Below are 14,633 nucleotides of genomic sequence, written 5' to 3'. Positions count from 1 at the left end.
CCTCGGCTTCTCTGGGATGGTGGACGGTTCTGTGTGGGCGGTCATCGATCGCCCTTCGCGGTGCGGACGCTCTCGTCCACGGCGACCTCGAGCTCGTCGAGGCGCCGGGCGAGGTCGATCAGGGCGGCATCGTCGGCGGGCAGCGGCCCGGACAACAGCGTCTGCAGGGTGCCGCGGGGGATGCGCAGGCGATCGGAGGCGGCGTCGGCGACCTCGTCCGCCCCGGCATGCACGGCGAGACCGAGCCGGCGGGCGAGGCGACGTTGAGCGCTCTCGCGGAGCGCCAGCCCGGCGTGTGGAGCATCCGCGGCCTTCGCCGTCAGGCGCGCTCGGCCGTGCATGGTCTCGGAGGTGCGCACGGTCACCGGGAGCGTCTCGGCGACGAGCGGACCGAAGCGCTGGCCGCGCCAGATCGCGGTCGCGATGCCCGCCAGCAGCAGCAGGAGGATCGCGGGCGTGACCCACGGAGGAGTGAGGCTGCCGAGGGTGTCCACGGGCTGCGCTTCGATATCGGAGTCGGCCAACGAGGGCACGTACCAGACCACGCGGTCCGTCTGTCCGAGCAGAGCGAGCGCGAGGGCCGCGTTGCCGTTCTCGGCGAGGTACTCGTTGCTGAACAGCCGCGCTCCCTCGACGACCGAGACGTGCGCGCCGTTCCGGTCGTCGTCGACGAGGACGGCGGCACCATCGGCGCTGCCGAAGCACGCCTCGACCCCGTCCGCGGGGGTGAACAGCCGGTCGGGCTGGATCTCTCCCACGTCGGCGAACTCGGGGACCGCGCATTCCGGACCGACCGTCGACAGCGGGATCGAGGCGTTCGCGCCGATCCCGAGGACGCCGAGCAGATGCGTGCTCGTGGACAGGAAGACGATACGCGAGGCAGGCTCCATCAATGCCTCCAGCGCGTCATCCGTCAACGTGGCCGGATTCGGCATGACGAGCGTGGTGCGATCGTCGATCGCCGCGCGTGCCTCGTCCCGCGACCGCTCGATCATGACGTCGACGCCCTGGTCTCGCAGGATCTCCGCGAGCGCGAGCGTGCCGGCGCTGTTCGGGGCCTCGGGATCCAGGGCGCGGTACTGGCCGGGTGCGTTCGCGGCGACGGCCATGGCCACGAAGGCGAGCCCGATGACGAGCGCGACGACGACCAGCCAGCCGATCACGGGCTTGAGGCGGCTCGGGGGGCGCTCGGCCGTGGAGGGGAGGGGAGTCCCTTCGTCGATCAGGGTCACGCCGGCACCGCCTCGGGATGACGCGTCCGCAGTCGCTCATCGGTGTCCGCGAGCTCCCGGTAGCTGCCCTCCGTCGCTGCATGACCGAGGTAGCGGACGTCGTCGAACGCGGTCGCGGCACGGCGCGTCGACGCCGCCTCGTCCGGGAACACCGTGCTCGCCTCGCGGGCGATCGACTGTGCAGTGGCGCCGGGGGCGGGGTCGATCAGGTCGCGCTCCAGCAGGCTCCGCGCGAGGGCGCGGTACCGCAACACGGTCGCCGTGTCCCAATCGCCGTCGCGAGCCGCGCGGTCGGCGTCGGACCGCAGCTGGGCGGCGCTGCGATCGTCGGTCGCCCCGAGCAGGCCGGCCCCGGCCCGCCGGATCGCGCGCGAGCGACGTGGCCGTCCCCAGACGATGAGTGCCACCACGAGTGCCGCCACGATGATCGCGCTGACGACGATGAGGGCGATCGGGCCGACGTTTCCGCCGTTCTGGGCCGAGAAGAGGTCTCCGAGGAATCGTGCGATGTCACGGGCCAGGAGGTCGAACCACGTCGGCTTCGCTTCGGCATATCGGGGCTTCGCGAGCTCCTCCTCGGCCCAGCGGCGGGCCTCGTCCCCGTCAGGGACGAACAGATCGTCGAACCGTCGGATCATGCCGGGTCATCGGCGCCGGGGGCAGACCATCCGCCGTCGGGAGCAGGAGCAGACGGGGGCACGGCCCGAGATGTCGTGGCTGGGGGCGGAGGCGGCGGGAACGCCGCGGTGGGCTGAGCCGTCGACGGTGCCGGTTGCGGAGAGGCGGCGCCCTGCACGGGAGCGGCATGCGCGGGATACGGCTGCGCGGGGTATGCCTGCCCGGGGTACGGCTGGGGCGGATACGGCTGCGCCGGATAGGCCTGCGGGTATGCCTGTCCCTGGTACGGCTGCTGCGGGGGATACTGCTGCCCGGCGGGCGACGGCGCACCGTACTGCGGGTAGGCGTAGCCCTGCGTCGCCATCACGTACTCGGGTACCTGCCGGGGCGGGGGCGCGGATGTGACGGCGCGAGCGGGGTCGACGCGGAACGGGTCGTCCTGCTGCTCGTCCGTCCAGCCGAGGTCGCGACGCTCCACATAGGCGATGAGTGTCTGATCCAGTCCTTCGTAGCGCATGCGGCAGTCGAGGTAGATGAGAGCGGAGCCGGTGCTCTGCACGACGAGGGTGATCGCCTGGATGACCAGCAGCACGATCTGCGAGGCCAGCGTCGTCACGAGGAAACCGATGATCGCGGCCGGGTCGTCGGATCCGGTGGGAGCGATCACCGGGAACAGCAGCGAGCTGAAGAGGGCGAAGGGGACGCTCACGACCTGCGCGGCGACCCACATCATCACGTAGATCAGCACGGTCACACCCAGCGCCACCCAGAAGCGCCCCCGTGTCAGGCGCCAGGAGCGCACGATGGCGTCGCGCAGACGGGCGTGCTCGAGGACGAGGATCGAGGGGACGAGGAGCAGCTTCGTGACGAGCCAGAGTCCGAGCGGGATGCAGCCCAGGCCGAACAGGAACACGACGAGCACGGCGACGCCGATGAGCTCGCCGCTGCCGCCCCCGCCCGCGACGAGGCCGACGAGGATCACCCCGACGATCGCGAACAGCACGAACACCGCCACGAGGGCGAGGGCGGAGAAGCCGACGAGGCGCCAGAACGCGGGGGCCATCCGCCGCCACAGCATCCGCAAAGACGCCTTCACGCCGACCGCGGCGTAGCCGACCTCGGCCGCGACGACGCCCTGCATCATCGCGGTGAAGGCGACGGAGGCGAGTCCGACGACGAGCCCGGCGATCAGGTTGATCGCGAACGTCCCGGCCACCACGGCCTCATAGTCCGGCGATGACGGCGAGAGCGTCATCACGCGTGAGAACGTCGTGAAGAACACGAGGCCCATCAGGAGCGCCGTGATGATCACGACGACGAACTGGATGCCGACGGCGAAGCCGAACAACACCTTCGGGTTGTGTCGGAGGGCGGCGAAGGCCTTGCCCAGCAGCATCCCGAACGTCAACGGATGAAGAGGGATGATCCCCTTCTTCGGTGCAGGCGTCCATGTCTGGCCACTCACGGGCACTCCCCTCCTCGCGCGCTCCCATCGTGTCATATCCGGCACGTGGAGCGCAGACCTGGGGTCGGCGGGACTCGGTGCCATAAGGTAACTGTTATGACCTCACGCATTCTCGTGGTCGACGACGACACCGCGCTCGCCGAGATGATCGGGATCGTGCTGCGCACGGAGGGCTTCGAGCCGGTGTTCTGCGCAGACGGTGCGCGGGCCGTCGATGAATGGCGCACGCAGCGGCCGGATCTCGTGCTGCTCGATCTCATGCTCCCCGGCATGGACGGCATCGAGATCTGCACCCGTATCCGCGCCGAGTCCGGCGTTCCGATCATCATGCTCACCGCGCGCAGCGACACCGCCGATGTGGTCCGCGGGCTCGAAGTCGGTGCGGACGACTACATGGTCAAGCCGTTCAACCCGAAGGAGCTCGTCGCGCGCATCCGGACGAGGCTCCGTCCGACCCCGCAGGCCACCAGCGAGCAGCTGCGGGTGGGCGATCTGACCGTCGATGTCGATGCGCATGAGGTGCGTCGGGGCACGGCGCCGATCGCGCTCACCCCTCTGGAGTTCCAGCTGCTGGTCGCACTCGCCTCGAAGCCGCAGCAGGTGTTCTCGCGCGAGATGCTCCTCGAGCAGGTCTGGGGCTACCACTACAAGGCGGACACGCGCCTGGTCAACGTGCACGTGCAGCGCCTGCGCGCGAAGGTCGAGCTGGATCCGGACAACCCGAAGATCGTCATGACGGTGCGTGGCGTGGGCTACCGCGCCGGGAGCGTGGGCTAGGAGCACGATGGCCGCGACGACAGCGACCACTGCGACGGTCGCTGTCCTGCGCGACTGGCGTGGCTGGCCTGCCATGCTCTCTTCGCTGTGGCGCCGTTCGCTGCGGTTCCGCACGCTCACGATCACCCTCGTCGCGACATCGCTCGCGATCCTCATCACGTGCGTGACGATGGCGCTCGCGATCCAGAACGATCTGTTCCTCTCCCGCAAGACGGTCGCGCTCGAAGACGCGCAGCGCGCCGTCGATCAGGCGCAGCGCATCCTGGACGTGGCCGAGGTGGGGGACGACCCGGCAGCGCTCACCACGCTCTGGAACGGCATCAGGGATACGTTGGCGCGCACGTCGAGCACCGATCAGCTCGCCGGGTTCAAGATCGATTCGTCCTCGGACGGTGTCCGTCTCAACGGGTTCACCGCCGGTGGGCTGACGGCGAATCTGCTGAGCCCGGAGCTTCGCGCCCGTGTCGTCGAGCTCGATGACCGACAGGCCTGGCAGTCCGTCGCGCTCCCCGTGGAAGACGGTGGCGTGGTGCCCGGCATCGTCGTGGGGCAGCAGCTCCAGGTTCCCGAGGCCGGTCCGTTCGAGATCTACTTCGCCTATGACCTGGGCGACGCTGATCAGACCCTCCTGTTCGTGCAGCGCACGCTGTGGATCGCCGGCATAGGTCTCGTGGCCATCGTCGCCGCGATCTCGTGGATCGTGCTGCGCACGGTGTCGACCCCGATCGTGCAGGCGGCCGAGACGAGCGCGCGGCTCGCGGCGGGAGACCTCGAAGTGCGGCTGGAGGTGCACGGCGAGGACGAGCTCGCCGTTCTCGGGCGCTCGTTCAACGCGATGGCCGACAGCATCGAGTCGCAGATCAAGGAGCTCGGCGAGCTGTCCATGGTGCAGCAGCGGTTCGTGTCGGATGTGTCGCACGAGCTGCGGACACCGCTGACGACCATCCGACTCGCGGCGGACATGCTCAACGATCAACGGGCGGAGTTCGATCCGACGACCGCCCGCACGGCCGAGCTCCTGCACACCCAGGTGCAGCGGTTCGAGACGCTGCTGTCCGATCTGCTCGAGATCAGTCGCTACGACGCGGGTTCCGTGCAGCTCGAACTGGAGGCGACGAGTCTCGCCCACCTCGCAGAGGACATCATCGAGCAGATGCAGCCGCTCGCCGACGGCCGTGGCACGGAGCTCCGTCTCGTCGCACCCGGGGGATACTCGCCCGTGGACCTGGATCCGCGGCGGGTGCGGCGCGTGCTGCGCAACCTGATCGGCAATGCGATCGAGCACGGCGAGGGACGCCCCGTCGTCATCACCGTCGACAGCAATCAGCACGCGGTCGCGGCGGGCGTGCGCGACTTCGGACTCGGCATGGAACCGGCGGACGCGGAGCGGGTGTTCGACCGGTTCTGGCGTGCGGACCCTTCGCGTCAGCGCACCATCGGCGGGACGGGCCTCGGGCTCTCGATCGCGTTGGGGGATGCCACGCTTCACGGCGGCACGCTCGCCGTCTGGTCGGAGCTCGGCGTCGGGTCGAACTTCGTGCTCACGATTCCCCGTCACGATGGCGAGCTGGACGGTCCGAGTCCGATTCCGGTCGAACCCCAGGAGCCGTTCGCAGAGCTCGGAGACGCGACGCAGCCCATCTCGCTGGCCGACCTGCAGGCCGAGGTGCTCGGCGAGGAGGACCGATCATGAGTCGCACGCGTTCGACCACCCTGCTGCGCGGTGTCGCGCTGGCGCTCGCCGCACTTCTCCTTCCCGCCTGCGCCGGCCTGCCGACCAGTGGCGGTGTCGCCGTCGGATTGAAGCTCGGCGAGTCCCCGCAGGATGTGAGTTTCCTCCCGGTCGCTTCCGGGCCGGTCGCCGGTGCGGGGCCGGAGGAGATCGTGGAGGGCTTCCTGGAGGCCGGGATCACGACTTCGGACAACTGGGACACCGCGCGCGAGTTCCTGGCGCCGCCGCTGCAGCGGAGCTGGCGTCCTGCGGTCGGAGTGTCGATCGACGTCGGAACCGATTCCCGGACCATCACGTCGTCGGTGCCGAGCGAGGAGGTCGACACGGCGGACACCGCCGAGGTGCAGGTGCTCCTCGATCTGGTCGCGAGCGTCGACGAGACCGGTGCCTACGCGGAGGCACTCGGGGCCTCGCCCGTCCCGTTCACCGTGCAGCGCATGGGAAACGGCGAGTGGCGGATCACGCAGGCGCCGGACGGGATCGTGATCGACGAGCCCCGGTTCACGAGCGTGTTCGAGGGGTACCAGCTGCAGTACTTCGACCTCAGCTGGACGCGGCTGGTGCCGGATGTGCGGTGGTTCCCGCGCAGGCAGAGTCCCGCGACGACCGTGACGCAGATGCTGATCGGCGGAGCCCCCAGCGAGTGGCTCGATCCTGCGGTGCAGACCGCGTTCCCCACCGACGTGCAGCTGGCGCAGGATGCGGTCCCGATCGTCGGTCAGGTGGCGGAGGTCGCGCTCACACGTCCGGCGCTCGGGTTGGACGAGATCACGCTGTCGCGTATGCGCACCCAGCTGCAGGCGACGCTCAAGGCGGCGGGCATCGCCGTGACGCAGGTGCGTTTCACCGTCGACGGTCGCGCCCTCGACGCCGGCGTCGTGGATGTCGTCGAACCGTCTTCGAGCGTCGGCACCCTGGTGCTGCAGGACGGCGCGTTCGGTCGCATCGTCGGCGACGAGATCTCGCCGATCGCGGGCATCAGCACCGCGATCGCCGGAATCCCCCAGCCCATCGTCTCGATCGACGTCGCCGGCGACGATTCGCATGCCGCCGTGAAGCTGGCCGATCAGCATGTGTACCTGGTCGGTGAACGCAGCCTCAGCGAGCTGGATGCGAGGCCCGGTCTCATCGAGCCGTCCCTCGATCCCTACGGCTACACGTGGTCCGTGCCGGGAGGGGATCCTTCCGCACTCCAGGCCTCGGGAAGCGATGCAGCGCCGCACCAGATCAGCAACGCCTGGCCCACGGCGTCCGCGATCTCCGATCTTCGCGTCGCCGCAGACGGTGCCAGAGTCGCTGCTGTCGTGACCGTGGGCAAGCAGACCTGGGTGGTCGTGGCCGCCGTGGTCCGTGACGCCGCCAACGTTCCGATCGAGCTGGGCGACATCAAGCAGCTGACGCAGCTCGCCGCGCCGGCGATCGGGCTGTCCTGGGTGGGTGTCGACAAGCTGGTGGTCCTGTCCGATCCGACGAGCCCGAGCGTCCTGACGCAGACGGTCGGCGGACCCGGCACGGCCGAGGCCGCGCCGAGCGACTCGATCTCCGCCGCGGGCGCGAGAACCATCCCCGGTGTTCGCCTCCTCGGGGCGAACGGGGAGCTGTTCGCGCACGCGGGTTCGGCGTGGCGCGAGGTCGCCTCGGGCGTCGCCGTGCTCGCGACCCGTGCGGGGGAGTGATCTTCCCTGCACCGCGGTCGGTCGGTCTCGCGTCCCCACGGATTCGATGAGCGTCGCCTGCTCGGACGGTGACGCGACGGAACAATCGCTGTGTGCGGACAACACGTGATCTGAAGCTCATCGGCGCCGAGATGATGGCGCTCCTGCTCGCTGCCACGTGCGCAGGGTGCGACGAGCCGGGAAGCCTGCTCTGCACACGCTGCCGCGCGGAACTGGCGCCGCGGAGGCAGGACGGCGTGACTCCGCGGGGGCTGCCGTATCGGGCAGCCCTGTCTTTCGAAGGAGTGAGCGCACGGTGCATCCGTCGCCTCAAGGGAGAGGGTGAGACCATGCTCGCCGGTCCGTTGGCTGCGGCGCTTGCTCCGGTACTGGTGCCGATGGCGACCGCGGCGACCTGGATCATCCCGGTCCCCACCTCGAGGCGCGCGTTCCGGCGTCGCGGCTACCGGGTTCCGGACCTGCTGATCCGCCGGACGGGCCTCGAACCTCAGCGCGTGCTCGCCCTCGCGGGCGGACTCGTCGACCAGCGCGGCCTCGGTGCCCGCGCCCGTGCCGAGAACGTGCGCGACGCCATGCGTGCGCGCAGGGCCGGAGACGGCGCCGAGGCGGTGATCGTCGACGACGTCGTGACCACCGGGGCGACTATCGACGAAGCGGCGCGCGCGCTCACGCAGGCCGGTTTCCGCGTCATGGGGGCTGTCGCGCTCGCCGCCACGCCGCATCGAACCGGATTCGGATGAACCTCATCGGGAACGCACTGGCGACACAGGGAGAAGAGCCCGTGACTTCCGTCGGCGGGCGGACTACGGTGGGGGGACACAAGGCGACCACGGTCCGCCCTTGGCCGGGAGGACCGGGACAAGGAGGCAGCAATGGAAACAAGCATCGTTGGCGTCGGAGTGGGTATCACCGATCGCTTCCGAACCGTTGTCGAAGAGAAGATCGCCAAGATCCAGACGTTTGCCGCCCGAGCGCAACGGCTGGATGTGAAAGTCACCCATCGTGTGTATCGCAACGGTCGAGTCCCCGATGAGACCGTCGAGCTGACGCTGGTGGGGAAGGGCCCCGTCGTCCGCGCGGAGGCCACCGACGGGGACAAGTTCGTCGCCCTCGACCTCGCCGTCGACAAGATGTCCGAGCAGCTCCGGCGCGCGAAGGAGAAGCGGGTCGACGGTCGACAGCACCCCCGCGGCGCACACTTCGAGAAGGAGAGCGGTGCGCTCGAGGGCATCGACGTGCAGCCGGCGTCGGTCGACGTGCTCCACGCTGTCGCCACCGGGAGCGTCCCCGTGCAGCAGAGCGAGGAGGAGGCGTACTCTCCGGTCGTGATCCGCACCAAGAGCTTCGACGCCGAGTGGATGACCGTGGAGGAGGCCGTCGACCGGATGGAACTGGTCGGACACGACTTCTTCCTGTTCGTCGACGTCCGCACCGACCACCCGAGCGTCGTCTACCGACGCAAGGGGTGGGACTACGGCGTGATCGCCCTGAGCACTCAGGCTCCGCCGGCGGAGGCACTGGCCTCCTGAAACCAACACCAGAGCGGCCCGATCCCGGAAGGGGTCGGGCCGCTCTGGCGTCACGCGTCGGCCGCGGTCAGTCGAAGATGCCGTCGAGGATGCTGCCGATCACGAGGCCGCCGAGGATGCCGGAAGCGAGGTCGCCACCGCCTCCGCCGCGTCGGGGGCCGCCGCCCCACCCGCCCCCGCCGCCCCAGTCCTGGTCCTGCGGGCGCGAGGAGTCGATGTCGCGCTGGGCGAGCTGCAGCGCCTCGGATGCGAGGTGTGCAACCCGGCGTGCCTGAAGAAGTGCCGCCTCGCGGGTGTCCTCCGCGGGAAGAAGATCGGTCAGATCGACCCGGAGTCGCTCCGCCTCCGCGAGCCGGGTGCGGGCGTCGGCGCCGATCCACCCACGGTGCCCGGAGATGAGGCCGCGGGCCACGCCCAGCTGCCGGTCCGCGTCGTCGATGGCGTGCTGCACCTGGGCGATGCTCGGGAGCGGGTTCTCGGCGCGGTGTCGGGCCTTGGCGATCGCCTCGTCGAGCGCGGAATTGGCGTCGCGCAGCTGAGAGAGCTCGGCGAACGGGTCGTTGGGCGTGCCGGCAGGCGTCAGCGCAGCCAGCGCGGCCTGGAGCGCGGCGACCGCCTCGGCGACGGCGGGCACGGCGGGGGCGGTGCGGGCCGCGATCAGGTCACCGCGGGAGTCGGCCACGACCTCGGCGAGCGTGGACTCCGCGCGCAGGGCCTCGATCTCGAAGTCTTCCACCGCGTCGAGCAGTGCGGACGCGCGTCGAGTCGCCTCGGTCGCGGTCTCGAGCGCGACGTTCGCCTCTTCGTTCTGCTTGGCCGCCCTGCGGCGCTCCGACACGTCCGCGCTGTGCGTCGCGAAGCTGATGAGCTGCTCGGCCTCGGCGGCACTGGCCGTGATCTGGTGCATGGCGGAGTCGGCGTACCGGGCGGAGAGTCGCGCGACCGTCTCGTTGGTCTGCGGGATGCGGGCGCTGAGGGCTGCCGCATCTGCGCGTACCTGGGCGACGACCGCCGGCGCACGGCGCACCTTGGCGACGGATTCCGCGAGGACCGAGGTCTTCTCATCGAGCAGGTCCTGCGCCCAGTCGCACAGCTGCAGGATGCGCGCGTTTCGGGTGCGCAGTTCCTCGACGGTATCGGGGATCTCGTCGTGGTTCAGCTGGTGGAGCTGGAACGCCTCGCGCAGGTGGGTGCGCACGGCCGAGAGCGCTTTGCGCAGATCTGCCGTGAGCGACTCGCCGAGCTCGGCCTCGGCGAAGGCCAGCTCATCCGACGTCGTGCGGATCCGCTCGTCCGCGCCGACCAGGGCCTGCTCCGCGCGACGAGCCAGATCGGCGTCCTGTGCGGCGAGTTCTTCCTGTTCGCGTTTGCGTCTGCCCCAAAATCCAGCCATGAACCGATCCTAGTTTCCCGGGCAGGTGCGGTGGCTGGGCATCGACCCCGGGAGCACGGGCTTTCGCTCTGGGCGCATCAGGTGATCGCGGTGCGGCGTGTCGACTCGACTCTCCGCGGCGGCACCAGCCAGCTGACGAACGCCACGAGGAGCGGGAGTGCGACTGTGAGCCCGGCGAACAGCGCCCAGGGAATGTTCGACACCGACAATGAGTTCCCGCTCTCGGCACCGAAGCCGATCGAGGGCAGCACTCCTGACAGCGTGCCGATGAGAGTGCCGAGTCCAGCGATGAGCAGTCCCTGCCACATGCTGATCCTGCGTCGGAGCCCTCTGCCGGCGCCGACGGCGCTCAGCGTCGCGTCGTCCGGCCTTCGCTCGATCCGCGCGAGGCTCAGCGCGATACCAGCGGTGCCGAGCGCCAGGATGACCACAGCGGTCAGCACGGGGAGGACCCAGAACGTGCCGTCCGGTGGACCGTCTTCGAACCTCGGTGCGATGGTCCAGGTCGACCCGCTGAGGTCCTGCGCATGTCGGGTCACGCGGTCGCGGGTCTCGACATCGGCGGGGCCGTCGAAAGACACGATCAGGTCGGTGGGAAGCGCGACGATCCCGAGATCGTCCGCGCTCGAGGGGGAGAGGGCGATGGCGACGCGTTGCAGGGGTGCATCGACCATGACTGCCGCGATCGTCTTCTTCCATTGTGGCGCGGTGCGCGGGTAGTACGCGTCCGCGTCCGCCGTGTAGTTGTCGGGCATGCTCCCGTCCGCGGCATCCTGCGGGCTCCAGGCGCCCAGCGTGATGGTGTCGTCGGTGACGAATCGGGGATCGGTCACGATCGCGGCCCCGTGACGGTAGGCGTCGAGTTGCCCCGCCGTCAGGTGCACGCCGAGTGCCGTGTCGAGATCGTCCGCCGTGATCACCGAGATCGGATTGCCTCGGTCCTGGGCGCCGCGGATCGCGGGGAGCGTGGGGTCGGGGTCGCGAAGCTGGTGCGTGGGGATGAGAGCGATGACGATGTCCGAATCCACAGGCGCCGGTGACTGGGCTGGGGGCCAGTAGCGCGTCTGCTGGGCGACGACCGCGCTGTCGACCGCATCGACGTTCTGCGCGATCTGCTGTGCCGCCTCCAGCGCCTCGGCGGATGCCTGGGCGACGTCCGATTCTCCCGGTGCCTCCAGCTGGTCCATCGCAGGGATGAGCGCCATGTCGAGGCTGTCCACGGGAGCGACGTAGCCCCAGCTGCGGATCGTGTCTTCGTTCTGCATCACGACTTGACCGACCGCGAAGACCGCGATGAACACGGTCGCCGCGATCGCGGCGAATGCCGGAACGATCCGAGGGGAGTTGGCGGACGCGTCGCGCGCGGCGATCCGTGCGGATGTGCCCGCACGCGCGACGCCGCGCGTCACGAGTGCGAGGATCCATCGACCGGACAGGATGAACCCGAGCTGGATGAGGACCGGCCCCACGATGATGGCGCCGGAGAGCAGGGTCTGCGTGCGACTGTCTGCGAAATCCCCCGAAATGGTGGCATTGCGAACCACGATGGTCGCGCCGAGGGTGAGAGCTGCCCCCAGGAGCAGCACGCACCATCCCCACCAGGGCCGGGATGGACGGGCGGCCTCCGTGCGGCGGGCCCCGCGCAACGTGGAGAGCACGTCCCGCGACACGGTGCGTGCCGGGCGTGTGGCTGATGCGGTGCCGACCAGCACGGTGAGGAGGAGGATCGCCGCGAGAACGTGCCACGGCAGGTGGAAGCCCCAGAATCGAGTGGCCGATCCGTCGTCGGCGACCGACATGGTCAACGCGGCTGCGCCCACGCCGAGGGCGAGGCCGGCGAGGGCGCCGACGACGCCCAGCATCGTCCCCTGCAGCAGCACCACGAGACGCACGTCTCTCGGCGATGCGCCGATGCTCGAAGCGACCGCCAGGGACCTCTGCTGACGGCGGGTCGAAACGGCGAACGCGGCGCCCGCGAGCATCAGGAGCACATACCCCGAGAACAGACCTCCGGCGGCCAACCCCATCCCGAGTGCGGCCGATTCGGCGGATTCGGTCGGCTCCAGACCGAAAGAGCCCGCCTCGCTCTGAGCGGGTGGATCGAGGGCGACCTGGCGCGAGTATGCCGCCACGCCCTGTTCATTCAGAGCTTGGATGTCGTCCCATGCGAGCGCGTGCGCGGGGAGGTACCAGCGTGCCTTCCCGGGGAGGTCGGTACTCGGAGGGACGAAGAGCGCGGGAACGTCGGCGGCCAGCGGAGCCGCCGACATCGTGCCCACCACCGTGTAGGTGCCCCCGGTATCCGGAAGGACGATGGTGTCGCCGATCCCGATGCGGAGTCGGTCCAGTGCGGCCGGCGTCGCCATCGCCTCGTGGTCGCCGGACGGCACCGTGCCCTCGATCTTGTCGAAGCGGCCGGCGAACCGGGAATCCCACGTGTTCCCGCTCCACGCACGCATGCCGGTGGTGCCGCTCGGGGTCTGCACGCGCACATCCGATTGCACGATGCGCAGCGTCTCGGTTCCGGCCGGCAGCACGGACGTCGGGTCGGCGAGAGTTCGACTGGTCGGCGACGACGGAGCGGTCAGGAGGTAGCCGTCCCCATCCGGATCGGTGGAGCCCTGCACGATGTCCGGCTGCGTGGATCCGCCTATGCCGATCCACGCCTGCATGTGTCCGAGTGCGACAGCGACCCGCTCCTCGCTATTCGGGATCATGCTCGACCCGACGATCGCGAAAGCGGTCATTCCGGCGACGGGAAGCATGATCAGGGCGCTGATCAGGACGGCCGCGAGTGGCGTACGCCGCAGTTGGCGCAGCGCGAGTCGTGCGCTCGTGCGCCAGCGGAAGAGGAGGTTCACGACGCCGGATCGCCCAGTAGCTCTTCGACTCGGTCGCGACGAGTCTCGTCGACGATCCTCCCGTCGCGGAGGAAGACGATCCGGTCGGCGAAGGCGGCGTGCCGGGCCTCGTGCGTCACGAGGATGCCGGCTGCGCCGGCGTCGACACGCTCGCGCAGCACGCGCAGCACGAGCTCTCCGGCGACCGAGTCGAGTGCGCCCGTGGGCTCATCGGCGAGGATGAGTCGGCGGTCGCCGACCACGGCGCGGGCGATCGCGATGCGCTGCTGCTGACCACCGGACAGGTCGTCCGGGTACGTTCCTTCGACGTCTGCCACGCCGACCGCCTCCATCGCGGCCCTGCCCGCGAGGCGCGCCACCCGAGGTGAGAAACCCTCGAGCTCGAGCGGCAGCGTCACATTCTCGATCGCGGTGAGCGACGGGATGAGGTTGAAATCCTGGAACACGAACCCGACCGACCGTCGTCGCAGCCGCGCCAGGTCCGAAGCGCTCATATCCGTGAGCCGTGCGCCGTCCACCGTGACTTCGCCCGAGGTGGGCATCGCCAACCCGCCGGCGATCGCCAGCAGTGTCGACTTGCCGGACCCGGACGCACCCATGACGGCGACGAGTTCGCCGCGGGCGACGTCGAGGTCCACCTCGGACAGGACCGAGACGGACGACGGCCCGTTCCGATACTCCCGAGACACACCAGACAGGCGGATGACGGTCTCCCCGATCACGGTTCGAGCGCGCCTTCCGTCTCGTGCGCGAGCACCTTCGCGGGGCGGCCGCGCTTCGGGCGGTCCACGGCGAGCTCCAGGGACATGGCGCGCTCGGGACGCAGCAGGAGCCGCTGCTCGGTGTGGTCGAGCCAGCGCACCTCGGCCTCGGCGGCGAAGATCATGGAGTCCACGACGAGCGACCACGCGAACTCCTCCGGGCCGTCGGCCTCGCCTCCCGCGTACTTCGCGCGCTGCAGGGTTTGCAGCTGTCCGAGCGACGCCGTCCGCTGGGTCTGGATCACTGCAGCGACATCGACGCCGGGGAGGGTCGCGGCGATCGCCAGCTTGACCGCCAGTTCGTCACGCGTCGAGGGACTGCGCACGACGGGGACTGCGAGCCACTGCGCGACCTCTGCGGATCCGGCCGGCGTGATCTCCCAGTAGACGTGGCCCTGGTCGTCGGCTTCGCCCCGCGTGACGAGGCCATCGCGCTCCAGGCGCTCCAGTGTGTTGTAGATCTGCCCCACGTTCAACGGCCAGGTCGAGCCGGTGCGCCGATCGAACTCGTGGCGGAGCTGATACCCGTAGCACCGGCCCTGATCGAGGATGGCGAGCAGGCTCTGGCGGACCGACATGAATCTCCTGG

At 69.9% G+C, this 14,633-nt stretch carries 12 protein-coding genes; 5 read left to right on the top strand and 7 right to left on the bottom strand.

Annotated features, from left to right (window positions below):
- Positions 1-41: 41 nt before the first annotated feature.
- The 3 genes from WFM69_RS14455 to WFM69_RS14445 are packed head-to-tail and all read right to left on the bottom strand — an operon-like array spanning position 42 to position 3,315.
- Positions 42-1,232, bottom strand: coding sequence for a DUF4350 domain-containing protein (locus WFM69_RS14455; protein WP_337005841.1), 1,191 nt, complete (start codon positions 1,230-1,232; stop codon positions 42-44).
- A complete protein-coding gene (locus tag WFM69_RS14450; protein WP_337005839.1) occupies positions 1,229-1,870 on the bottom strand; it encodes a DUF4129 domain-containing protein in 642 nt (213 codons plus the stop codon). The genes WFM69_RS14455 and WFM69_RS14450 overlap by 4 nt, the downstream gene beginning before the upstream one ends.
- Complete coding sequence (locus WFM69_RS14445) at positions 1,867-3,315, bottom strand: hypothetical protein (RefSeq protein ID WP_337005837.1); 1,449 nt, start codon at positions 3,313-3,315, stop codon at positions 1,867-1,869. Before WFM69_RS14445 ends, WFM69_RS14450 begins: the two co-directional genes overlap by 4 nt.
- 96 nt (positions 3,316-3,411) lie before the next feature.
- Between WFM69_RS14445 and mtrA the strand changes: the two genes are divergently transcribed.
- The 5 genes from mtrA (at position 3,412) to hpf (ending at position 9,029) form a co-directional block, all read left to right on the top strand.
- Entirely contained in the window at positions 3,412-4,092 is a 681-nt protein-coding gene (gene mtrA / locus WFM69_RS14440) for an MtrAB system response regulator MtrA (RefSeq protein ID WP_017831103.1), read from the top strand.
- A 7-nt stretch (positions 4,093-4,099) separates the two neighbouring features.
- Complete coding sequence (gene mtrB / locus WFM69_RS14435; protein WP_337005835.1) at positions 4,100-5,785, top strand: MtrAB system histidine kinase MtrB; 1,686 nt, start codon at positions 4,100-4,102, stop codon at positions 5,783-5,785.
- On the top strand, positions 5,782-7,500 hold the full coding sequence (locus WFM69_RS14430) for an LpqB family beta-propeller domain-containing protein (RefSeq protein ID WP_337005833.1): 1,719 nt from the start codon (positions 5,782-5,784) through the stop codon (positions 7,498-7,500). The genes mtrB and WFM69_RS14430 overlap by 4 nt, the downstream gene beginning before the upstream one ends.
- Positions 7,501-7,592: 92 nt before the next feature.
- Positions 7,593-8,240: a ComF family protein gene (locus WFM69_RS14425; protein ID WP_337005831.1), complete on the top strand. Its 648-nt coding sequence runs from the start codon at positions 7,593-7,595 to the stop codon at positions 8,238-8,240.
- A gap of 132 nt (positions 8,241-8,372) precedes the next feature.
- A complete protein-coding gene (hpf, locus tag WFM69_RS14420) occupies positions 8,373-9,029 on the top strand; it encodes a ribosome hibernation-promoting factor, HPF/YfiA family (RefSeq protein WP_337005829.1) in 657 nt (218 codons plus the stop codon).
- Between the two features lie 67 nt (positions 9,030-9,096).
- Here hpf and WFM69_RS14415 read toward each other — a convergent pair whose 3' ends face one another.
- From WFM69_RS14415 to WFM69_RS14400, 4 genes are all read right to left on the bottom strand, one after another.
- The gene (locus WFM69_RS14415) at positions 9,097-10,422 is read right to left on the bottom strand and encodes a hypothetical protein (RefSeq protein WP_337005827.1); all 1,326 of its coding nucleotides are present in this window, start codon (positions 10,420-10,422) and stop codon (positions 9,097-9,099) included.
- A 77-nt stretch (positions 10,423-10,499) separates the two neighbouring features.
- Positions 10,500-13,283: an ABC transporter permease gene (locus tag WFM69_RS14410; RefSeq protein ID WP_337005825.1), complete on the bottom strand. Its 2,784-nt coding sequence runs from the start codon at positions 13,281-13,283 to the stop codon at positions 10,500-10,502.
- Positions 13,280-14,002, bottom strand: coding sequence for an ABC transporter ATP-binding protein (locus tag WFM69_RS14405; RefSeq protein WP_337006044.1), 723 nt, complete (start codon positions 14,000-14,002; stop codon positions 13,280-13,282). Before WFM69_RS14405 ends, WFM69_RS14410 begins: the two co-directional genes overlap by 4 nt.
- Entirely contained in the window at positions 14,002-14,622 is a 621-nt protein-coding gene (locus WFM69_RS14400; protein WP_337005823.1) for a PadR family transcriptional regulator, read from the bottom strand. Before WFM69_RS14400 ends, WFM69_RS14405 begins: the two co-directional genes overlap by 1 nt.
- Between the last annotated feature and the right edge of the window lie 11 nt (positions 14,623-14,633).

Origin of the sequence: Microbacterium sp. LB12 (assembly GCF_037150835.1) — a bacterium.
Classification (GTDB): Bacteria; Actinomycetota; Actinomycetes; order Actinomycetales; family Microbacteriaceae; genus Microbacterium.
This window is presented reverse-complemented; position numbering and strand designations above follow the sequence as displayed.

Bases quoted from the DNA above. Each gene is read 5' to 3' on its own strand.
- WFM69_RS14400 (WP_337005823.1), bottom strand. From the start codon at position 14,622: ATGTCGGTCCGCCAGAGCCTGCTCGCCATCCTCGATCAGGGCCGGTGC.
- hpf (WP_337005829.1), top strand. From the start codon at position 8,373: ATGGAAACAAGCATCGTTGGCGTCGGAGTGGGTATCACCGATCGCTTC.
- mtrB (WP_337005835.1), top strand. From the start codon at position 4,100: ATGGCCGCGACGACAGCGACCACTGCGACGGTCGCTGTCCTGCGCGAC.
- mtrA (WP_017831103.1), top strand. From the start codon at position 3,412: ATGACCTCACGCATTCTCGTGGTCGACGACGACACCGCGCTCGCCGAG.
- WFM69_RS14415 (WP_337005827.1), bottom strand. From the start codon at position 10,422: ATGGCTGGATTTTGGGGCAGACGCAAACGCGAACAGGAAGAACTCGCC.
- WFM69_RS14450 (WP_337005839.1), bottom strand. From the start codon at position 1,870: ATGATCCGACGGTTCGACGATCTGTTCGTCCCTGACGGGGACGAGGCC.
- WFM69_RS14430 (WP_337005833.1), top strand. From the start codon at position 5,782: ATGAGTCGCACGCGTTCGACCACCCTGCTGCGCGGTGTCGCGCTGGCG.